Annotated in this window: 31 protein-coding genes and 1 tRNA gene; 21 read left to right on the top strand and 11 right to left on the bottom strand. The window is 28.4% G+C overall.

The genetic code is table 11. The features are described 5' to 3' along the window. Nucleotides 1-5: 5 nt before the first annotated feature. Nucleotides 6-3,302, bottom strand: a complete 3,297-nt coding sequence (carB, locus tag BS621_RS08835) for a carbamoyl-phosphate synthase large subunit (protein WP_077142567.1) — start codon at nt 3,300-3,302, stop codon at nt 6-8. A 107-nt stretch (nt 3,303-3,409) separates the two neighbouring features. Between carB and BS621_RS08830 the strand changes: the two genes are divergently transcribed. The 10 genes from BS621_RS08830 (at nt 3,410) to BS621_RS08790 (ending at nt 9,601) form a co-directional block, all read left to right on the top strand. Further along, nucleotides 3,410-4,048: a DUF3318 domain-containing protein gene (locus BS621_RS08830; protein WP_025931944.1), complete on the top strand. Its 639-nt coding sequence runs from the start codon at nt 3,410-3,412 to the stop codon at nt 4,046-4,048. Beyond that, on the top strand, nt 4,038-4,382 hold the full coding sequence (gene rsfS / locus BS621_RS08825) for a ribosome silencing factor (protein ID WP_025881603.1): 345 nt from the start codon (nt 4,038-4,040) through the stop codon (nt 4,380-4,382). Before BS621_RS08830 ends, rsfS begins: the two co-directional genes overlap by 11 nt. Nucleotides 4,383-4,391: 9 nt before the next feature. Next, nucleotides 4,392-4,886 (top strand): CGLD27 family protein, encoded by a 495-nt coding sequence (locus BS621_RS08820; RefSeq protein WP_077142566.1) that lies wholly within the window; start codon nt 4,392-4,394, stop codon nt 4,884-4,886. Further along, nucleotides 4,887-5,852 carry an asparaginase gene (locus BS621_RS08815; RefSeq protein ID WP_077142565.1) on the top strand — a complete coding sequence of 322 codons (966 nt, stop codon included), beginning with the start codon at nt 4,887-4,889 and terminating at the stop codon, nt 5,850-5,852. A 45-nt stretch (nt 5,853-5,897) separates the two neighbouring features. Further along, a tRNA-Met gene (locus BS621_RS08810) sits at nt 5,898-5,974 on the top strand. A 372-nt stretch (nt 5,975-6,346) separates the two neighbouring features. Next, a complete protein-coding gene (locus tag BS621_RS09615; RefSeq protein ID WP_198025622.1) occupies nt 6,347-6,493 on the top strand; it encodes a hypothetical protein in 147 nt (48 codons plus the stop codon). 70 nt (nt 6,494-6,563) lie between these two features. Then, complete coding sequence (gene petP, locus BS621_RS08805) at nt 6,564-6,953, top strand: cytochrome b6-f complex subunit PetP (RefSeq protein ID WP_077142564.1); 390 nt, start codon at nt 6,564-6,566, stop codon at nt 6,951-6,953. A 77-nt stretch (nt 6,954-7,030) separates the two neighbouring features. Beyond that, the gene (locus BS621_RS08800; protein WP_077142563.1) at nt 7,031-8,026 is read left to right on the top strand and encodes an ABC transporter ATP-binding protein; all 996 of its coding nucleotides are present in this window, start codon (nt 7,031-7,033) and stop codon (nt 8,024-8,026) included. Next, nucleotides 8,016-8,810, top strand: coding sequence for an ABC transporter permease (locus tag BS621_RS08795; protein WP_077142562.1), 795 nt, complete (start codon nt 8,016-8,018; stop codon nt 8,808-8,810). The genes BS621_RS08800 and BS621_RS08795 overlap by 11 nt, the downstream gene beginning before the upstream one ends. Then, nucleotides 8,807-9,601, top strand: coding sequence for an ABC transporter permease (locus BS621_RS08790; RefSeq protein WP_077142561.1), 795 nt, complete (start codon nt 8,807-8,809; stop codon nt 9,599-9,601). The genes BS621_RS08795 and BS621_RS08790 overlap by 4 nt, the downstream gene beginning before the upstream one ends. Before the next feature lie 3 nt (nt 9,602-9,604). Here BS621_RS08790 and BS621_RS08785 read toward each other — a convergent pair whose 3' ends face one another. The 3 genes from BS621_RS08785 to BS621_RS08775 all read right to left on the bottom strand — a co-directional run bounded on the left by BS621_RS08785 (nt 9,605) and on the right by BS621_RS08775 (nt 11,363). Further along, nucleotides 9,605-9,871, bottom strand: a complete 267-nt coding sequence (locus BS621_RS08785; RefSeq protein WP_077142560.1) for a hypothetical protein — start codon at nt 9,869-9,871, stop codon at nt 9,605-9,607. Further along, nucleotides 9,871-10,098, bottom strand: coding sequence for a hypothetical protein (locus tag BS621_RS08780; RefSeq protein WP_025931952.1), 228 nt, complete (start codon nt 10,096-10,098; stop codon nt 9,871-9,873). Before BS621_RS08780 ends, BS621_RS08785 begins: the two co-directional genes overlap by 1 nt. Nucleotides 10,099-10,550: 452 nt before the next feature. Then, complete coding sequence (locus BS621_RS08775; RefSeq protein ID WP_077142559.1) at nt 10,551-11,363, bottom strand: sulfite exporter TauE/SafE family protein; 813 nt, start codon at nt 11,361-11,363, stop codon at nt 10,551-10,553. 138 nt (nt 11,364-11,501) lie between these two features. On the opposite strand from BS621_RS08775, the gene BS621_RS08770 reads away from it, so the two are divergent. Next, nucleotides 11,502-11,843, top strand: coding sequence for an HNH endonuclease (locus BS621_RS08770; protein WP_077142558.1), 342 nt, complete (start codon nt 11,502-11,504; stop codon nt 11,841-11,843). A gap of 90 nt (nt 11,844-11,933) precedes the next feature. On the opposite strand, the gene BS621_RS08765 is transcribed toward BS621_RS08770, so the two are convergent. Beyond that, nucleotides 11,934-12,128 (bottom strand): hypothetical protein, encoded by a 195-nt coding sequence (locus BS621_RS08765; protein ID WP_077142557.1) that lies wholly within the window; start codon nt 12,126-12,128, stop codon nt 11,934-11,936. 9 nt (nt 12,129-12,137) lie between these two features. After that, nucleotides 12,138-12,539, bottom strand: a complete 402-nt coding sequence (locus BS621_RS08760; RefSeq protein WP_077142556.1) for a hypothetical protein — start codon at nt 12,537-12,539, stop codon at nt 12,138-12,140. A gap of 177 nt (nt 12,540-12,716) precedes the next feature. On the opposite strand from BS621_RS08760, the gene BS621_RS08755 reads away from it, so the two are divergent. From BS621_RS08755 to rpsU, 7 genes are all read left to right on the top strand, one after another. After that, entirely contained in the window at nt 12,717-12,923 is a 207-nt protein-coding gene (locus BS621_RS08755) for a hypothetical protein (RefSeq protein ID WP_225866700.1), read from the top strand. 36 nt (nt 12,924-12,959) lie between these two features. Next, nucleotides 12,960-13,184 carry a hypothetical protein gene (locus BS621_RS08750; protein ID WP_029977712.1) on the top strand — a complete coding sequence of 75 codons (225 nt, stop codon included), beginning with the start codon at nt 12,960-12,962 and terminating at the stop codon, nt 13,182-13,184. A 224-nt stretch (nt 13,185-13,408) separates the two neighbouring features. Next, nucleotides 13,409-13,912, top strand: coding sequence for a josephin (locus BS621_RS08745; RefSeq protein ID WP_077142555.1), 504 nt, complete (start codon nt 13,409-13,411; stop codon nt 13,910-13,912). Nucleotides 13,913-14,019: 107 nt separating this feature from the next. Further along, nucleotides 14,020-14,172, top strand: coding sequence for a hypothetical protein (locus BS621_RS08740; protein ID WP_225866699.1), 153 nt, complete (start codon nt 14,020-14,022; stop codon nt 14,170-14,172). 1 nt (nt 14,173) lies between these two features. Further along, the gene (locus tag BS621_RS08735; protein ID WP_083703273.1) at nt 14,174-14,569 is read left to right on the top strand and encodes a phosphoribosyltransferase; all 396 of its coding nucleotides are present in this window, start codon (nt 14,174-14,176) and stop codon (nt 14,567-14,569) included. After that, nucleotides 14,566-15,024 (top strand): nucleoside 2-deoxyribosyltransferase, encoded by a 459-nt coding sequence (locus BS621_RS08730; RefSeq protein WP_077142553.1) that lies wholly within the window; start codon nt 14,566-14,568, stop codon nt 15,022-15,024. Before BS621_RS08735 ends, BS621_RS08730 begins: the two co-directional genes overlap by 4 nt. 85 nt (nt 15,025-15,109) lie before the next feature. Further along, on the top strand, nt 15,110-15,286 hold the full coding sequence (gene rpsU, locus BS621_RS08725) for a 30S ribosomal protein S21 (RefSeq protein WP_002806486.1): 177 nt from the start codon (nt 15,110-15,112) through the stop codon (nt 15,284-15,286). Between the two features lie 80 nt (nt 15,287-15,366). On the opposite strand, the gene BS621_RS08720 is transcribed toward rpsU, so the two are convergent. Next, on the bottom strand, nt 15,367-15,696 hold the full coding sequence (locus BS621_RS08720) for a helix-hairpin-helix domain-containing protein (RefSeq protein ID WP_077142552.1): 330 nt from the start codon (nt 15,694-15,696) through the stop codon (nt 15,367-15,369). 265 nt (nt 15,697-15,961) lie between these two features. Between BS621_RS08720 and BS621_RS08715 the strand changes: the two genes are divergently transcribed. Continuing rightward, a complete protein-coding gene (locus BS621_RS08715; RefSeq protein WP_077142551.1) occupies nt 15,962-16,558 on the top strand; it encodes a uridine kinase family protein in 597 nt (198 codons plus the stop codon). Here the strand turns inward: BS621_RS08715 and BS621_RS08710 are convergent. The 3 genes from BS621_RS08710 to BS621_RS08700 are packed head-to-tail and all read right to left on the bottom strand — an operon-like array spanning nt 16,547 to nt 18,802. Further along, nucleotides 16,547-17,713, bottom strand: a complete 1,167-nt coding sequence (locus tag BS621_RS08710; protein WP_077142550.1) for an NAD(P)-binding protein — start codon at nt 17,711-17,713, stop codon at nt 16,547-16,549. The genes BS621_RS08715 and BS621_RS08710 overlap by 12 nt on opposite strands. A 4-nt stretch (nt 17,714-17,717) precedes the next feature. After that, the gene (locus BS621_RS08705; RefSeq protein WP_077142549.1) at nt 17,718-18,536 is read right to left on the bottom strand and encodes a hypothetical protein; all 819 of its coding nucleotides are present in this window, start codon (nt 18,534-18,536) and stop codon (nt 17,718-17,720) included. A 32-nt stretch (nt 18,537-18,568) separates the two neighbouring features. Further along, on the bottom strand, nt 18,569-18,802 hold the full coding sequence (locus BS621_RS08700) for a hypothetical protein (protein WP_077142548.1): 234 nt from the start codon (nt 18,800-18,802) through the stop codon (nt 18,569-18,571). A gap of 165 nt (nt 18,803-18,967) precedes the next feature. Between BS621_RS08700 and BS621_RS08695 the strand changes: the two genes are divergently transcribed. Next, nucleotides 18,968-19,372: a hypothetical protein gene (locus tag BS621_RS08695; RefSeq protein ID WP_077142547.1), complete on the top strand. Its 405-nt coding sequence runs from the start codon at nt 18,968-18,970 to the stop codon at nt 19,370-19,372. Nucleotides 19,373-19,390: 18 nt separating this feature from the next. On the opposite strand, the gene BS621_RS08690 is transcribed toward BS621_RS08695, so the two are convergent. Then, a complete protein-coding gene (locus BS621_RS08690; protein ID WP_077142546.1) occupies nt 19,391-20,071 on the bottom strand; it encodes a peptidase E in 681 nt (226 codons plus the stop codon). A gap of 20 nt (nt 20,072-20,091) precedes the next feature. Between BS621_RS08690 and BS621_RS08685 the strand changes: the two genes are divergently transcribed. Then, nucleotides 20,092-20,562: a GNAT family N-acetyltransferase gene (locus BS621_RS08685; RefSeq protein WP_077142545.1), complete on the top strand. Its 471-nt coding sequence runs from the start codon at nt 20,092-20,094 to the stop codon at nt 20,560-20,562. The last annotated feature ends 1 nt before the right edge of the window (nt 20,563 follow it).

Genomic DNA, 20,563 nt, shown 5'->3' with positions numbered 1-20,563 from the left:
AATTTTTAATAATTATGTATTTCTTGTAGAGAGTAAGTATTGATTTTATTGCATTGCAAAGCTTTAATCGCCTTAATTGCTGCCTTTGCTCCCGGAATAGTTGTAAAAGTTGGAATATTATATTCTAAAGCGGCACGTCTTAAATAAGCATCATCATGAAGAGCCTGTGAGCCAATTGGAGTATTAATTATTAATTGAACAAGACCCGAACGTATTAGGTCCTCAATATTTGGTCTTCCTTCATGAACTTTTAACACTTCTTCAACTTGAATTCCTAAATTAATCAAATATGAAGATGTACCTTTTGTTGCGATTAATTTAAATCCTAAATTCAAAAGTTCTCGAGCAACTTCCTCAAGATTTTTTTTATCTAAATCATTTGTTGATAAAAAAGCAACTCCTTCTGAAGGAACACCATTACCTGCTGCCAATTCCGACTTGGCATAAGCAATTCCAAAATCTTTAGCTAAACCCATTACTTCTCCAGTAGATCTCATTTCAGGACCAAGTAATGTATCAGAGCCAGGAAATCTTTTAAAAGGTAAAACAGCCTCTTTTACTGCTTGATATTTTGGAGAAAATTCTTCTGTGAAATTGAGATCTTCTAATGTAAAACCCTGCATTAACTGAGTAGCTAATTTTGCAACTGGTTTACCTATAGCTTTGGAAACAAATGGAACTGTCCTGGATGCTCTTGGATTTGCTTCGAGAATAAATAATTGATTTTCTTTGTTATTTGTATTTATTACTGCAAATTGCAAATTAATTAAACCAACAACATTTAATCTTTGTGCAATTAATTTAGTCCAGTTCCTTACATTTTCTATTGTGGATTTTGAAAGAGAAATGGAGGGTAAGCAACAAGCTGAATCTCCTGAATGAATTCCTGCAGGTTCCACATGTTCCATTAGTCCAGCAATTACAACCGAACCCTCTGAATCGCATAAAGCATCAACATCTATCTCAATTGCATTATTCAAATATTGATCAAGAAGGATTGGATGATCAGGTGATACCTTAACTGCTTCAGAAATGTATCTCGATAATTCATTTTCATCTTTAACAATTTCCATTGCCCTTCCACCTAAAACATAAGAAGGTCTTACAACCAAGGGGAATCCTATATTTTTTGCTACTATTTCTGCTTCATTGTGATTACGTGCAATACCGTTTAAAGGTTGTCTAATACATAATTCTTCAAGAATTTTTGTAAATTCCTCTCTATCTTCCGCTAAATCAATAGAGATTGGAGAAGTCCCAAGTATTTTTGATCCAGTTCTGATCCCATCATTAGATTTAAGCCATTCATATAAAGGTAATGATAATTTCAGTGGAGTTTGACCTCCAAATTGAACAATCAATCCATAAGGATTTTCAGCTTCTATTATGTTAAGCACATCCTCCAAAGTTACAGGTTCAAAATATAAAATATCGCTAGTATCATAATCTGTTGATACAGTTTCAGGATTACTATTAACCATTATTGTTTTATAGCCATTTGTAGAAGATTGATATGATGCATGACAACAACAGTAATCAAATTCTATTCCTTGACCAATTCTGTTTGGACCTCCCCCTAAAATCATAATTTTTTTTGATTTACTATTTTCTGAAATCTCGCTATCAAAAATTTGGGAATTAGAATTAATGAAAGATTCTTCGTAAGTTGAATAATGATAGGGAGTTGAGGAAGAGAATTCTGCTGAACAAGTATCAACAGTTTTATAAATTGGAATTATATTAAGTTTTTTTCTATATCTTCTTACTTCAAAAAACTCAGAATTAGTTAACTTTGCTATCTGTTGATCTGAAAAGCCTAATTGTTTAGCATGTAACATCAAATCCCTATCTAGGGTATAAAGTTCCTTATCTTTCAAGAAATCATTTTCAAAATTAAAGATATTACGTAATTTTTCGATAAACCATAAATCTATATTTGTAACTTCTTGAATATAGTTATTAGTTTTCCCAAGCTGCATAGCTTTTTTAATTAGGAGAATTCTTTCAGATGTTGGTTTTCTTAAACTATTTTTAATTTGACTCTCATCTTTGAATTCATCTTGTGAATCACATTCCCATCCAAAAACACCTACTTCTAATGACCTTAATGCTTTCTGAAATGATTCTTCAAAGGAACGTCCTATTGCCATTGACTCACCAACAGATTTCATGGCAGTGCTTAAAGTATTTGATGAGCCTTTAAACTTTTCAAAAGCAAATCTTGGGATCTTAGTAACTACATAATCTATTGATGGCTCAAAACATGCAGGTGTTTTTTTTGTAATGTCATTAATAATCTCATCAAGTGTATAGCCAACAGATAATAAAGCTGCAATCTTAGCTATGGGGAATCCAGTTGCTTTACTTGCCAAAGCAGAGGATCTACTTACACGAGGATTCATTTCTATAACAATTACTTCTCCATCAGATGGATTTACTGCAAATTGAATATTACTGCCTCCTGTTTCAACTCCCACCTCTCTAATAATCTTCAATGACAAATCCCGCAACCTCTGATACTCCTTATCTGTTAAAGTCTGTGCAGGAGCTACAGTAATCGAATCTCCAGTGTGGATACCCATTGGGTCTAAATTTTCAATACTGCAAACTATTACGACATTGTCAGCAGTATCTCTCATTACCTCTAGTTCATACTCCTTCCATCCAATGAGTGATTTTTCAATTAATATTTGATTGCTTGGACTTTCCTCTAAACCTGATTTGCACAACTCGACAAGTTCTTCAAGGTTAAAAGCAATTCCACCACCTACACCGCCTAAAGTAAACGCAGGCCTGATTATAAGAGGATAGGAACTAATTTTTTTTGATACCTCAATAGCTTCATCTAGGTTAGATGCAATACCAGATGGACAAACATTTACATTTATTTTCTCCATCGATTCTTTAAATAATTTCCTATCTTCAGCTTTATTAATAGCTATTAAATCAGCTCCAATTAATTCAATATTGTTTTGTTTTAAAAAATCTGACTCTGATAATTTAACCACAAGATTCAAAGCGGTTTGACCTCCCATAGTAGGAAGAATCGCATCAGGTTTTTCTCTTAGAATGATCTGAGAAACTATTTCAGGAGTCAATGGTTCAATATATGTTTTGCTTGCAATATCAGGATCTGTCATTATTGATGCTGGATTTGAATTTATCAAGACAATTTCATAACCAGCATTTCTTAATGCTTTGCAAGCTTGAGTACCAGAGTAATCAAATTCGCATGCTTGACCTATAACAATTGGTCCCGAACCTAGAATAAGAATTTTTTTAAGATCACCTCTTTGAGGCATAATTTAAACGAACATTTATCTCATGCTACTTATAAATCATCAGATGTTAATCAAGTTACTTGAAAAGCAACATTTGTTTCTATAGTATTGAAAGAAATTAATTTTTTATGAGCGAACTTCAGCGACTTAAAAGTTTGTTGCCTCCAGAGAATGAAAGTTGGGTATTTGTTGAAGCTGCTGCAGCTATAGATCCACCTTTAATCACACTTGAGGAAATCGGTCGTGACGAAGTAGAAATTCAAATAGATTTAGATGAATGGGATAACTTTGCTATTGACCATAGAAATTTATTATTTTGGCACGAGGTTGGAAAAATCCAAAATGACACGATTCCAAGAGATGGATGGGAAATGGCCGCTCTTGCAATAGGACTTGGAGGGGCAATAGGAGAGTTGTGGGTGCAAGATGGGTTACTTTTATTACTTGCTCTTGGTTTATCAAGTTTTGCAGGATATAGATTATATTTAAAAAATAATTCTGAAAAAAAGCTTCAAGATGCTATTTATGCAGATGAAAGAGCTATAGATCTTGCTTGTAGATTTGGATACAGCGTTCCAAATGCTTATAAAAGCCTTGGAGGAGCATTAAAGGAGCTAATAGAGAAGACACGAAAAAAGAAAAAAAGAAGTTTCTTTGAAGATAGGTTAGATGCCTTAAGAAAAAGTGCAGAAAAAGCAAGATCAGAATTATCTCAGCAAGAAGGCTCAGAGAAATCAGTTTCAAGTGAAAATGTTTATGGACAATAAAAGTTTGGTTTTAATAGCAGCCAAAGCGTGTGATGAAAAAAAAGCAAGAGATATAAAACTTATAAAAATTGACAAAGTATCATTTATAAGTGAATGGATTTTAATTGCAGAAGGATTATCTGATGTACAGGTTAGATCTATAACTAACTCTGTAGAGGGAGAGCTTAGAGAAAAGGCTAAAATTGAACCTATACGAAAAGAAGGGATAAACGAAGCGAAATGGGCTTTACTCGATTATGGTGATTTGATAGTAAATATTTTTCAACCAGAAATAAGAAAATACTATGACCTCGAATCATTCTGGAGTAATGGAGATAATCTTTTATTTCCATAATTTTATTTTATGAATCAATCTAAATGTCCTGTCCCTAGAGAGCAGCAACCCACAAATGAATTCATAGAATTATCAAAATCTAAAATTTTTTCTTGGCCAAAAACAAAAAAGTCACTAATTCTTATATTAATAAAGTTCTGGGTAGTTGCTTTTGTTCTATTTCTTGTTATTTCTTCAGGTAGTGTATATTTCAAAACGTCCATTCTAAAATATATTCTATTAAGTTTTTTTGGCAGCTTATCAATACCTCTTTTAATTTCAATAAGATTATATCTAGGTTGGAATCATATATTTAATAGATTAATATCTGAAAAAGTAGAGTACGAGGAGTCCGGTTGGTATGACGGTCAAGTATGGAAAAAGCCATTAGTTTTAAAAGAAAAAGAATCACTTATAGCCACAATCGAGGTAAAACCAATTTTAAAAAATTTAATTCAAATTTTTTCTATTATTTCAGTCTTAGCTTTGTCTGGTATTTTGATTTTTCAATACAACAATTTCTAAATGAGTTCTAATTTCAAAAACCTCTACACTTCTAACAATCCCCCCTTACAAGCAACCTTAATAAGAGGATCAAATATTGAGTCGATCCACAAGATTCATGCTGTTATTACTGATAAAAAAGGGAGGGTTCTAATGTGCGCAGGAAATCCAGAATATAAAAGTTTCATAAGGTCCGCACTAAAACCTTTTCAAGCAATACCTTTCGTAAGTAGTGGAGCCTCATCAAAATTCAATAATGAATCAAAATCAATTGCTTTAGCATGCGGGTCACATAGTGGATCAAAACTTCATTCAAGGGAAGCATTCAAAATTTTATGGGAATACGACATTGATATTAATAATCTTAAGTGTCCAAAATCAAAGACAAGTCCATTAGAACATAATTGTTCGGGGAAACATGCTGCTTTTTTAGCTACATGCAAAAAAATGAATTGGCCATTAGATAGTTACTTAAAAGGGGATCATCCTCTTCAAATAGAAATCTTCAGAATTGTTTCTGAATTGCTTCAAATCCCTTTATCTGAAATAAACGCAGAACGTGATGATTGTGGTGCGCCCACTCTTTATTTAAAACTATTAGAAATGTCGAGGTTATATTCACTTCTTAGTAGTTCCGAAAATGCTGAGTTAGAGCAAATCAGTAGAGCTATGACAATAAACCCAATAATGATAGGTGATAACAATAAATTTGATTCAGAAATAATTAAAGCTTCTCATGGGAACGTTATAGGCAAAGGTGGAGCTGAGGGAATACAGTGTTTATGTAAAGTAAATGAAGGTATAGGTTTAGCTTTAAAAGTAGAAGACGGTTCAAAAAGAGCAAAGCATGCTGTTAGTCTTCACTTATTAAAACAGTTAGAGTGGATATCTGACTTAAGAATTCAAGACATCGAAGAAAAGGTGTTTAATTTTTCTGAAGGAGTGCGACTTGAAGTTAAAGGTAAAGTAAAATTCCAAGAATCCTAAAAAACAGGAAAAAATAACCCTTTCAGATGTATGCTATGTATATGTCGCGGGGTAGAGCAGTCTGGTAGCTCGTCGGGCTCATAACCCGAAGGTCGGAAGTTCAAATCTCCCCCCCGCCACCATTTAGAAGCAGCTTCAAAGCTGCTTTTTTTAGTTTTTTGCAGAAGTTACAGAAATTATAAAAGTAAAGATTATAAAGTCTTAACTAAAAAGAGTTTATTAAAAATTATTTGAAATCTTTTTCAATAGAGAATTTCAAGTCAACCCTAACTATTAGGCCAGTAATGATAAAAAGTATTCCAATGTATGAATTCAAAGATAGGTCCAAAATATTAAAATATTTTTCTATATGAATCTTAACTCACAAATCATATCTATTAAATAAGTCAAAGAAAAAGAATTTAAAAAATCTGAATTTTAAACATTTACAGCTTTAAAAAGTAATTTAATAAAGTAGAGTAAAATTTATATAATTTAGAATAATTAATAATTATATGCAGAATTTTCTACAGCGTGATTTGGGTTCAAACATGTTATCAATAGCTGTCATATTAGGTTGGTTAGGTCTGTTTTTTGTATTTTTGAGAGTACTAACAATTTCAATTAAAAGAATCCTTGAAGCTGTTTTAAAAAAATCGTAATTATTGAAAAAAATCAATAATTCTGAATTAATCACATAAATCCTTTATCACTAAGTATAATAACCTAAAAATGTCAATTTTAGATAAGGTTAAAATAGGAAATTCTGTTCAAGTTAACCTACAACTATCTAAGGATAGACTTACTAAAGAAACTATTGATGCGATTAATGTTTCTTCATTGGGTAAGATAAGTGATTTCAGAATAACTGATGGCAAAGGTATTGGAGTTGTCTTGCAATTATCTAATGGAAAAGAACAATGGTTTTTTGAGGATGAAATCGATCTTCTCGACGAAAATGGTAATGTAATTAAAAAAAATAATTATAAAAAAGTGAATAGTAATTTTATATATGATTTTTTAAGAGGATTAAATTATGAAAATAAAAATAAGGTAAGCGATTTACTTAATCCAATTAACTTTTTTATATGGCTGGTTGTATCGTTTAAAGATATTTTTTAAGTGATTAAAAAATTTTCTAAAATGAAAGTAATTAAACAATTTATTTAAATATAAAATTTCAGTAATTAAAAATTTAAATGGTACAAAATATTATCGATGTAAGAAATTTATCTAAGTCATTTGACATCTCTTCCAAAGAACCAGGCTTAAAAGGGACAATTAAACATTTTTTTAGAAGACAAACAAAAAGTTTAAAAGTTATAAAAGATATAAGTTTTGAAATTAAAGAAGGAGAAATAGTTGGTTTTCTAGGTGCAAATGGAGCAGGGAAAACAACAATATTAAAAATGCTTTGTGGCTTAATTTATCCAAGTGAAGGTTCGATATTGGTTTCAGGCTACTTACCTTTCAGAAGAAAAGAAAATTTCCTGAAGAATATCACCTTAATAATGGGACAAAAGCAACAGCTTATTTGGGATCTTCCGCCAATTGAATCATTCTATTTGAATGCCTCAATATATGACTTAGATAAATTCGAAGCTAAAAAGAGAATAAAAAAACTATCAGAAATGCTGGAAATTGATCAAGAGCTATTCATACCTGTTAGAAAACTTTCATTAGGTCAGCGTATGAAATCAGAATTACTAGCAGCTTTGATACATGAACCAAATATTCTATTTTTAGACGAGCCCACACTTGGATTAGATATTAATGCACAGAGAAATTTAAGAAAATTCCTTCAAAAATATAATAAAGAAACTAATGCAACGATATGCCTAACCAGTCATTACATGAAAGATATTACATCTCTATGCAAAAGAGTTATATGTGTACAAGAAGGGGCAATATCATATGATGGAAAACTTGACCAGTTATTAAAAAAACTTTCTCCTGTCAAAGAAATATTAATAGTTTGTCGCTCAGAAGAGGATGCAATTAAACTAGAAAATTCAGGTTTTACTGTTAAAAATAAAATAAAGAATGAAATCACTATAAAAATTGAAAACAATTCTATTACCTCTTCACTAAAAACCATCCTAAATAATTTTGATATTGAAGATCTTTTTATAAATGAGCCACCCATAGATGAAGTTATTGGGAAGGTATTAATAAAAAAAGATTATGCTATCTAATTTAATTAAACGTAAAATGTTCACCTTATTAAAAGTCCAATATTCAAACATGTTGGAATATAGGGTAGAAATTGCATTATGGGCAATTTCAGGGATTATTCCTTTTTTCATGTTAAATATTTGGACAAACAATAATCTAAATGAATCCATAAACATAAGTGATGTATTGCTTTCTAGGTATTTCTTATGTGCTTTTTTTGTAAGACAGTTTTCTGTAGTTTGGGTTGTATTTAGTTTTGAAGAGGATTCTCTTCTTGGGAAAGTATCTCCGTATTTAATCCAACCTTTAAATCCATTTTTCAGATATCTTGCACAACATCTTGCTGAACAAATAACAAGATTCCCTTTCGCACTAATAATCGCATTTTTCTTTTTTATTTTTAATCCAGAAAGTATATGGATACCAAATTTAGGTATTTTACTCTTATCGATAGTATCTACTTTCTTATCCTTCTTGATTCAATTTTTAATTCAGTCAATAGTTGCATGTCTATGTTTCTGGACGGAGAAAGCATCATCTATAGAAAGATTGTTATTTATTCCAACTTTATTTCTCTCAGGTCTTCTAGCACCAGTAGTTTCATTTCCTACATATGTTAAATCATGGATTTATTTGACTCCTTTTCCATATCTAATTGATTTCCCTGCGAACTTACTGTCAGGCAATGAAACAAATATTAGTGGAGGCTTAAGTATGCAAATCCTATGGATTTTTTTACTTTTCCCATTATTTAAGAAAATCTGGTTTGAAGGAACGAAAAAATATACCGCAATGGGGTCATGAATTTAAGAAAATATCTAAAAGTTTATAAAAAATTCTTACACACTTCTTTAGCTTCCGAGTTGGAGTATAAAACAAATATATTAATTGATCTATTTACTGCAATTTTAAGTTTAGTAGGTAGCATTTTTCTATTATCTATTTTTTTTCAAAATAGTGGCTATATTGGAGGGTGGAAATTTGAACAGGTACTAATAATCCAAGCTATTTATACAATTTTGAATGGAATAACAAATACATGGTTCAACCCTAATCTTACAGAAATAGTTAAACACATAAGAGAAGGAACATTAGACTTCGTACTTTTAAAACCTATTGATAGTCAATTTTTTATTTCGTTAAAAAAAATAAATCCATCTGGATTTTTAGAAATAATGCTTGGATTTTTCTTGTTGCTCTTCTGCATAAGAATAAATCAAATAAATTTAAGTTTAAGTTTTCTGACCCTATCCTTGATTACGATAAGCTGCTCGGTTTGTATTTTATATAGCATATGGTTTTTTATCTCTACTACTACTATTTGGTTTGTTAAGACTTGGAATGCAATAGAAGTATTAAGATCATTTCTTTATATTGGAAGATTTCCTCTAAATTCATTTTCATTTTCTTTAAGAGTTTTTTTTAGTATTTTCATTCCTATTGCTTTTATTACTACAATTCCTTCTGAAGTTTTTCTTGGACTTTCTCAATCGTGGAAAATATTGCTTGAAGTTATTGTTGCTTCAGTATTTCTTATAACTTCAAGAAAGTTCTGGTTATTTGCATTAAAGTTCTATTCATCAGCATCTAGCTAACTATTATTTAATAACCTCCCTGCAAAATTCCCAAATTTGTTGTTTACTTTTCAAATTAGAAATCCTAGATAATTTCTTAAAATGAGGTTTAGATTTTTCAACAGATAGAAGCCTACAGTTGTATTCGATTTTATGATTTCTAGATATAATTCCTAATTTGAGAGCAACATCACAAAGGATTATTATTAAAGTGAGAAAAAAAAATATACCGAAAAATACTGAAATTGATTTTGAATAATTATTATTTTCAGTTTTTAATTCAAACTTCATTACTTAACTATATGCTGAGGGCATTTTATTGCAGCAATAGCAACAGCCGTAACTTTAAAATTATCTGACTTCTCAATGACCTTTTTAACTTCTAATGGTCCAAACTTATTACTTGCATCACTGTAGGAAAGAAGTAAAGATTTATAGTTATCATGACCTAGATTTCTATACTCACAGAAATTATCCCCAACATAATTTAAAAGAGTTAGTAAAGTTAATTCAATCATTAAAGCTTTTTACTAGCAAAGTTCTTACGAATGATACTGTGCAGGATATTTTTAACAAGTAAAATTACCCAAAAACATTTGAAATCCTAAAATAGGATTTTTACTCATAATCTCTTAGATTACAAAATTTTTTTAGAATTTTTGAATTTATATACAAGAAAATAATTAAAGCACTATCTGTAGTGTATGAAAATGAGTTAGTTAGCGCTATAGATAGGGGGTTGCATTTTTTAAGAAATTGGTTTAAAAATAAGGTTCCCCATCACCCGGCCACACATATGTGAGGCCTTTTTTTATGGTTTTTAGACAAGGTCTCTTTAAAATTATTATTTGATAAAAAGAGTTATTCATTAACCACTTTGCCAATGCATAATAAGAATGAATTTAATTTGTTAACTAATTAACCTTATTTAGCCTTTTTAAATACAAATTTATTGAAATTCTCAATTAATTTACAAAAAAATTTTTATGGATTTAATCAATAAGCTAATACCAACCAAAATGCAAACTGTTATAAAAGTTTTTTTAATTCGAATATTCCCATTTAATTTTGACAGGTGAGCTCCGAAATATCCTCCTGTAAAGGATCCAATTATTAACACTATCAACATATTCAAAGGAACCGATCCTATTCTTGCCAAAAAAACTGCTCCTATAAAATTCCAAAAAATCCCAACAGTAAAGAATGTCATACTTATAGCTCGAAGAAAATCCATTTCAAAAGTTTTTATTAAAAGTATTGTTACAAGCAATCCAGTTCCTGAAGAAATAGAGCCATTTAATATACCTATAAGAAAAATAAAAATTAAAAATCTAATTTTATGAACAAAATTAAGCTTTTTGTAACCAGATGTTAAACCTAAATTTGGTTTAAGGAATGAGTAAAATGCTAGTAATATGGATATTATTCCTAAAATTAAGTACAAGTACTTTTCTGATATATATTCAACTACAGAAGCCCCTAAAATTACTCCTGGCAATCCAAAAATTAAAATTTGCCAAGCAACACTTATATCATTACCTAATGATTTGTGATTTCGTAAGGAACCCCCTATTCCTAGTGCTACTGTTGCTAATTTATGACTAGCCAGAGCCTGATAATAAGGAACTCCAGATAAAATTAATGCAGGCAATTGTATTAATCCTGCTCCTCCTCCAGAAATCGCTGAGAACGTATTAGAAAAAAACGATATCAAAAAGATATAAATACTTTTAAGTAAAGAATGATCAAAATTTCCTAATAATATTGTTAATAAATAAAGCATTAACCATAAATTGCCTTTGTATTAATAAGTGAAAATTATTCTTTTCATAAGAAGCATATGATTTAAAAAGTCTCACCTTATCATTCAATCATACTTTCAAAAAAAACTGTTATCATCAAGAAGGATATCAAGAGTTTTATGCATAAACAAGATGCAATTTATCTTGATCAGTTTTGTCCCAAGATAAGTAATAAAAATTGGAAAGAGTCACTTAATAAACTTACTAACTATAAATGTATTTATTGCGGTAAACCCTCAGAATCACTTGACCACCTTCACCCAATGTCAAAAGGTGGGATTAGCAGTACAAGTAATTGCGTGCCATGTTGTTTGTCATGTAATGGGAAGAAATCAGATTCAGAAGTTCTTAGTTGGTACAGAAAACAAATTTTTTATGATCCTCGAAGAGCTATGGCGATACGAGCATGGTTTAATGAAGACTTGAAACTTGCGTCAGTTCTTTTGAACTACTTAAATTGAAAATGAAATGATAAATTGATTGAGATTCTAAATAATATTTTTATATTGTTGAATAGGATCTTTCTAATTAGGTAAATAATGAATTATCATTTAAAATATTCTTTCTATTTCTGAATTTATTTTATTGCTCCTGTAAAGCGAAATATTAGAATAGTCATCTTTCCAAATTATTGGCGAATCTATAATCTTTCTTTCTGGTGACTTTACTGAAAAAATCAATCCAAAAACAAAAAGAATAGTAATCAATATGATTGTTACTACTAATTTATCTGAAATATTGTTCATTAACCTAATTTATCTAGAAAAATTTTTGTCAGGAGTAGTTTTTTCGTAAATTTCTAGAAAATATGATTTAAAGTAATTTACTCCATCCTTTCCAATTAATCCAAATGAAGGTCCACAGTTATTTACTACTTGTAATGCGATTTGGTTGGCCAAGTCACTTTTCTCAATCCATTTTTTCTGTGGATTATAAGAAAAAGATATAATGTTTTCAGTTTTTATAATAGCTGATTTCATTGCTTCATCTTTAGAAAAACCATTTTGAATAGCATTGCAATATTTCTTAGAGAAATTATTAGAGATCCTATTTTGTAGGAAACTAACACTAGGATCGGACGTATCAAAAGTTAAACCTATTGCAGGTTTTAATTGAAAATTTATAAATAAAAGAAATCCAAAAAATAATTTTAACAACAGCTATTAATCAAAACTTTTAAATAATATAATAGTATTTCAAGATTGTCTTTTCAATTAAATCTGATAATTATATAAAGAAAATTAAATTTCAATTTATTAATAATTAAAAGTATTGCGATAAGTTCAGCAATAATAGTCAGAGGTTTATTGATTACAAATATGTACGAATCATTGATGACATTGCTCTTTTTTCCTGATTGGACAAATGGATTACCTTCAGATTTCTTAATTCTTCATTTTTTTGTAGGAGCTGTGATTTTCCCATTCAATATGATTCATGCTAAAGCAAGAAAAATTGATAGTCAAAACTTACAGGAAGCGGCTAATGGGTATAAAAATTCTGACAATGCAACATATTACGGATACGAGGAAATCAATTAGATTTCTATAAAATTTATTTAAGGAATTAGTTTATTGATGATAATTTCCCTAAATACAACTTTAGATCTTAAAATATTCAGTCCAAGTGAACCTATAGGAATATTCATAATTTTTGTAGGATTAATATTTACTGGCATGATTTTCTATATTATTTATGCTGTAAGTACTAATAAAGAATCTTTAGAAGACAAAAAAATAAGAACTAAAAAGGAATACTTGCAAAAGGAAAAAATTGGAAAATTATTTCCTAAGAAAAAATAAACTTAATTGCTTTATTACTATAAAGATATTTATTTATATTATTAATTATTAAATCAGTAGGATCTAAAAACATTAATGTTAGTTCTCTTAAATCAAACATTTTCTAAAAATTTAACTATAACAACAAATTTTTTTTTACGAGGACTTCATATTGTTAATTGCATAGCTAAATTATTTTCATATCAAGCAAATAATGTTAAAAATGGACAAAACTATTTAAAATCTTGGAGAATTCACCTCAATATCTATTTCTTGCTAGTGGAGTGAATAATGGAGAAGGGTTTTGGATTGTGGGAATAAAAAATTGCGATGAAAATATCCTTGAGGATGAAAATCTTTTAGATTGCCATAGAAAAGAATTAATAGGTAATGAATCAGCAAAAGACATTCTTTTAGCTATTAATTTAAACGTAAATAATTTATTAAATGAACTAAGAAACAAAAATTATTTAATTGCAAAACCTTCAATAGGGATTCCATTTGATATCCCTTTAGAAATCTTGGAAAATATTTTTGATTTTTGGCTAAATATTTATAAAAATCATGAAGCCTGGGAAGCTTGTTTAGGACTTCTTAAAGTTAGAAAAAGGATTTCCCTAACAAACCTAATTGAAAGTAAAAGTTTAAAGGGAAACTCTAAAAAATGGGCTATAAAAATTGAAACTTTACATACTTATGTTCCTTCTTCACTTAAAAATGAAAAATTCAATGACCCCATGTGGGAATAAATTTATCTTTAAATACTAAAAATATTTACTTCGTTGGATATTTAAGTAAAAATAAAATAACTAATAATTAAATAATGAATAAACCATATTCTTTTAGCATCGAGCAAATGAACGGGATAGTTGAGGATACATACGCTAAGATAATAAATGAATGTGAAAATTTAAAAAAAAATACTAATTGTCCAAATGAGCAAGTAGTAGCACTTTTAAGTGTAATTGCTTCAAATTACGCTACTACAACAGAAAAAAACGAAAATTAAGATGATAAGTTTTTTTACTTGGAGCGAATTTGATAAGAGCGTAGAACAAATAGCTAATAAATGTAGGTTTAAGGAATTTTCTGGGATATATGGAGTTCCTCGTGGCGGATTATGTCTTGCTGTAGCACTAAGCCATAAATTAAAAATTGAATTAATTTCAGAGCCAATAAAGAATTCACTAATAGTAGATGATGTTTATGAAACAGGCATTACATTGACAAGCTTCAAGAATATTGAAGGAGCTATGTTTTTTGTATTATTTAGTAAAATCAAACCTACATGGTGGAATACAGTGCACGTAACAAAAAAAAGTCAATGGATTGTTTTTCCTTGGGAAAATACTTTAAATTCAAAAAGTGACCGCGAAGAGTACATCAAAAAAAGAGGTTTAAGTTGAGTAAGAAATTATATTTGGCAAATCCATATGGATTTTCAAAACAAACTAAAACACTTTTAAATGAATTTATTGAAATCTTTAATGATTTAAATGTAGAAGTATTTGAACCTTTTGAGAGAGCAAAACTAATAACACAACAAAAAAGTCAATGGGCATATGAAGTTGCTAATAGTAATTTCAATGATTTAAAAGAATGTGATTGTATTTTTGCGATTGTTAATGGAAATCCTCCAGATGAAGGTGTAATGATTGAATTGGGTATCGCAATTGCTCTAAAAAAGGAAATCTTTTTATTCAGGGATGATTTTAGAAATTGTACTGATAGCAATCAATACCCATTAAACCTTATGTTATTTCTTGGCCTGCCTAAAGATAATTGGGAAAAATATTATTTTGAATCATTACAAGACATAAAAAGTAATAAAAAAAGATTTATGGAGTGGGCAAAAAATTAGCCAAATAAACGAATAACTCTTAATTAGATGTTTTGAGTTTGAATGTATCTGTTTAAGTGCTAGAATATCATTTATTTAGAAAATTTTGACACAAGTTACAGTTGGAGAGAACGAGGGTATTGAGTCAGCCCTTAGAAGATTTAAAAGACAAGTATCTAAGTCAGGAATCTTTGCAGATTTAAAAAGACTAAGACATCACGAAACACCTATTGAAAAATATAAAAGAAAGTTGCAACAGAGAAGAAAAGCAAGAAGAAGATAATCTGCTAGATCTCATAAATTTTTTGATTGTGATTTGATATTACAAATTTTTTAAAAATAGGTTTAAAAATAAAATTTTAACTACTTAAGCTTTTTAAGCTTCTTAACAAGATTTATTCCAACGCCTGATACAGCAAGAAGATCTTTTTCATCTGCAGCGATAACTGCCTTTGTTGTTTTAAATCCCGCCTCATACAAAGCTTTTGCGCTTTTTGCTCCAACACCTGGAAGTGTAGTCAAAGTTTCAATATTTTTCTTAGAATTTACTGCTTTGGTTTTTGATTTTGTTTTTGTTTTTGTTTTTGTTTTTGCAGACTTTGCTGCTTTTTTTTCTTTCTTTAAAGGGGTTTCAGAAGTTACTTCCCTTTTAAATAAAGTTGATTTTAGTTTGCTGAGAAATTTAGAAATCATTACAATATATTAGTAATAAAATTAGCTATTCATTTTAATTTTATCAAATTCTAGAGGAATTTATAACATGATAAAAAATAACTGCATAGAAATAATTTATTTACAATTATATAAAGACACACATTTAATATTTATGCAAGCTTACGAGCCATTGCAAGGTATTTTAAATTATTTTAAAAACTAAAAAAGTTCAAATGTATATTCAAAATTTAAAGGTATTTATTGATAGTAAAGTTAAAATCTTATTAAAGAACAGATCATAAAAATGAAGCTTATTTTTATAAGTGGACCTTCCGGAAGCGGAAAAACAACTTTATCAAATCAAATAATACAAAAAAATAAAAATGGTATTGTTTTAAGTACCGACAATTACTATAAGACAGGGTTAATAAGTAAATTACTACCAAAATTTATAGAAGGTTTTTTTGATAGAAGTATTAGTTTTAATAACGAACTATTCAAAAAAGATTTTGATTTTATTTATAAGAATGGAATTTCAATCTATGATCGTTATTATAATTTCGAAAATAAAACAATTCAGAATATCTTAAACGAAACAAATAATATTAGTTTTTTAATTGTTGAAGGTATATTTGCTAAGGAATTCTCAAACACTTTAAATAATAAGGATTATATTTTTTTAGAAATAAAAACTAAAAAAAATGAGTGCATGAAAAGAGTTATCCAAAGAGATATAAAAGAAAGGGGAAAGAATAAAAAACAAGCTGAGCATGATTTCTTAAAATCATGGAGCATTTATTATGAAAAATTCAAACCTCATAGCATAAAAAATAATACAAACAAATTCATTATTGAACAAAACACTGATGTAGCTCAAATTATGAAAAAATTATTTAATTAATTCTTTTATTTTTTTCTCTAATATTAAAGCACTTAAAATTGAGCCTTCAATTCTGCCGAATCCATCTCCTTCAAACCAGTCTCCGCAAAATCCAATTTTATATTTTCTACTAAATTGTAAAGATAATGGTACGGCAAGGCCAGAAGGCTGTGAAGCCCTCCATTTCATAATAGATATGTTTTCATCATAAGTTAATTTATGTACTAAAGAATTCTCTTCAAACAATTTATTGAAATTTTTAATTATTTTTTGTTTAAAAACTTCATCATCTTTTGCACTTATATAAGAATTAATTAACTCTAAGTTTTTTGTATGTACTACAATTCCTAATTTATTATTATCTTGCAGCTGAAAAATAATTCTTTCAAATCTATATTTTTTTTCTAAATTATTTTTTAAATAAAAATACCTTTGTTTTTTAGAATAATAATCTTTATAACTATAATTTTCATTTGTATAAATTAGAAAAGTTAACCTGGGAATAAATGTTTGGTTTTCTAAGAAATTTAATAGTAAATCTATTTTTTTATCACTATTAATAGGAATTGCTTTTCTTAATGGAATTTGATTTAGGTTTAATATTTTTAAAGACCTATTATGTAACAACAAATTAGTTGAACAAATTAGATATTTAGACTTGAATTTGTCGCCATTTTTTGATGTTAGTAACCATTCCTTATCATTAAACTCCATATCAACGATTAAAGTTTCAAAGAAAAAATCAATTTCCTCTTTTAAATTATTTGACTCAATTATCTTTTTCGATAATTCACTCATGGAATCTAGAGATAAATAATTAACCCCGCAAGAAAATTCAGATTTTTTTATAGTTTCTAAATTAGAATCTTCATTTAAAAAAATTATTTCTGAGTCGTCAATTTTTATATATTTATTTCTCAATAATTCATCAATATATCTTTTTAATAGAAGATTATTTTTACTATTAGATATATTAAAATTTGGAGAACCATGATTTAGTTTCCATCCTTCATATTTTTTGCTTATTCTTGTACTTGATCTCCCTCCAAGTCCACGACCAATTTCAATTAATCCAACTTTTTTTGTAATATTATTTTTCAGATACTGTGAAGCGAAAACACACGCAGATATGCCACCACCTATTATTAATAAGTCATATGTAACATCACTTTTCATAGATTTAATATTGACAGAAATTATCTTTAATTTTTAAAAAACTATAAACAGAATCGAGTTTCTTTGATGATGAAAAATCAGATTCAATTACAGGTGTAATATGATTTTTTTTATAAAAACTAACTAAATCGTTTGTGAAATCACAAAAATTCTCCAAGGCATATAAACACTTTTCAGATATATATACCTCTTTCCAAGGACGAAATTTAAACCGTGCTATAAATTGTTTAGATGGAATAAATAAACTTCCAAATAAATTTAATTTTTCTTCTTTTGCTAAGTTTTTAAGATAAGTCAACTCATTCTGAAGAACTTTAATATCTGTACCATATTGAAACCAAATTGAATTTATTAAACCAGTTGAAATTTTTTTTTCGAACCTATCCCTTTCTGAAAAAATATTATAATATTTTTTCAAATATGGATTGTAAGCTATACCTAATTTAACTTTTAAATTTTTTTCTTTTTTTAAATAAGCTAATACATCAACTGAGTCAAAGTTTTTTTTCTTATTTGATCCCGACACAAGTAGAATTTCAAAATTTTTATTATTCTGAGATCTTTTAACAAAACCTAAAAATTCCTTATAAGAATCTTCTTTATTTTTTGCATATTGATGATAAAGACTATAGTGATAGGTCACATTAAATTCATTATAGTTTTCTGATATATATTTAATAGTTGAATTAAATAAATCCTTCTTTATAAGTCCTTTACATGGAATATTAATATTTTTGATATTATTTAATTTGCAGAAATTAAGTTTATCGTCTAACTGAGAAATATTTTTAAATGACAATTCAAATCTTATATTATTGTTCATTATTTAGTAGTCTTATTTAGTCACTCAACATATTAACGAAAACACGCATCCGCTACGATTTTTATTTTGGAAGTCGTCTTTTTATTCTTAGCTTTTAGAAAATAACTGGGAGAAATCTCTAATGCAGCTTTTAAAGAAATTTTATCTTCTGCAGATTTTGTAATAATTTGATTAAAACATTTCCAATTTTCTGGTATTACTAAACCGGGCCATGATAAATAAAGACCTACAAAAATACCGAAAAATAAAAATAAAAAAAACCTCATGACAAATAAATTTTTAATTTTACTAATTAAATTAAAATAATAGTTTAGTTGTATTGGAAAATAATTTATAAATTATTTCCATTCTTCTTATCGCAGATATTTAATCCATGAAAGATTTTCATGAACTCGAGAGGTTAGAATAACAAAAAAGTATTATTTTAGAATATGGCTAGCCAAGATTATCTAATTGCAATAGCTTTAATAGAGCAAAACTTAGTAAGAGCAATGCCTCTTGGAGGTAAAGAAATTAAAGATAATTTAGAGGAATCAGAAAATTTCAAGAAACTTGGTGAAGAGGTAATTTTAAATCTTCTAATGAGAGTATTTCAAAGAAGTGATGAAGGTGCTTTAAAAAGGGCTTCTGAAGAAAAAGGTTTGCTACTAGTTCATATGCATCCTAAAAGAATGCAGAAAGAACTTCCATTCATTAAATCAGAATGGATAAGAGATGGAGATACACAACAGTTTATAAAATACCTTGGCAATCTCTCAAAAGAAGTATGGACTGCATCTTTCGTAAAATACAAAGGGATTGAATTTACTTCTATCTCAAAGAATGATGAGATCTAAAGATATTAAAAATATTTTTCAAATAATTTTTTTCTTTACTATATTATTTTCCCTTGCAACTCTAAAACAGTTTTTACCATTACCAAAATCAATTGAGGTATAGTCAAAATCATTTTTAATATGCAAGGCACAATTGCCCTCAATACATATACAAGATTTAATAATTTCTTTCTGAATAACATCATTAACGTAAGGTTCCCTCTCTTTCTCTTCATCGAAATGCGGGCAGGCAATACCTTCAACTATTCCTAAGCAATCAATTATAGCTAATTCTCTAGCATAAGAATCAGTTATACCTTTATCAAACCAACAAATAGCCCCAGCACTTACACCACTCATTACAATTCCTTTTTCATAAGCATTTCGCAAAATTTTATGTAAATTCCATTCTTTCCAAACAGCTAACATACTTTTTGTATTTCCTCCGCCAACATAAATGATGTCTTGAGTTAAAACTATCTCTTCTAAGTTTTCTGTTCTAGAGAAAAAATCAATATGGCTTGTTATACAATCAAGTTTAGAAAATGCTCTATAAAAATTTAGTTTGTACAAACTACTATCGCCAGATGCTGTTGGAATAAAGCAAATTTTAGGTCTTTTTTTATTACTCAAAGAAACTATATATTTTTCAATTTCAAGAGATCCTAATGAACGTCCAAACCCCCCTCCCCCAATTGCCACTATATTTTTACTAGGCATATTAAATAATAGATTTATATATGAATTTAAGACAAATTACCATTAAAGATCAACTGGAATTAAAGAAGGTTTATTTTGATTCAATTCAATCTTTAGATGAAAAAATTTATAGTAAAGAACAAAAAAGAGCCTGGTCAAGCCAAGCTTGGAATAACCCAAATTTTGATAAGTCAATAATTAAAGGAAAAGGATGGCTAATAAGTAAACAAGGCATTATTATTGCTTTTGCTACAAGATATCCCATTGACAGAATTTCTCTATTTTACTGTAAAGGTGAATTCCAAAGAAAAGGCTACGGCTCTAAGTTACTACATAAATTAGAAGATGAATCAAAGAGAGAAGGTTTAGACTCTCTTTACACTGAAGCGAGCTTAATAAGTTATGAATTATTTCTTAAAAATGAATGGAAAATTATACGTAAAGAAAAAGTTATTATAAATAACATTTTTTTTGAAAGATATAAAATGACTAAAATTATAAAAATTAATTAAT

This window comes from Prochlorococcus sp. RS04, from assembly GCF_001989455.1.
GTDB lineage: Bacteria > Cyanobacteriota > Cyanobacteriia > PCC-6307 > Cyanobiaceae > Prochlorococcus_A.
This window is presented reverse-complemented; position numbering and strand designations above follow the sequence as displayed.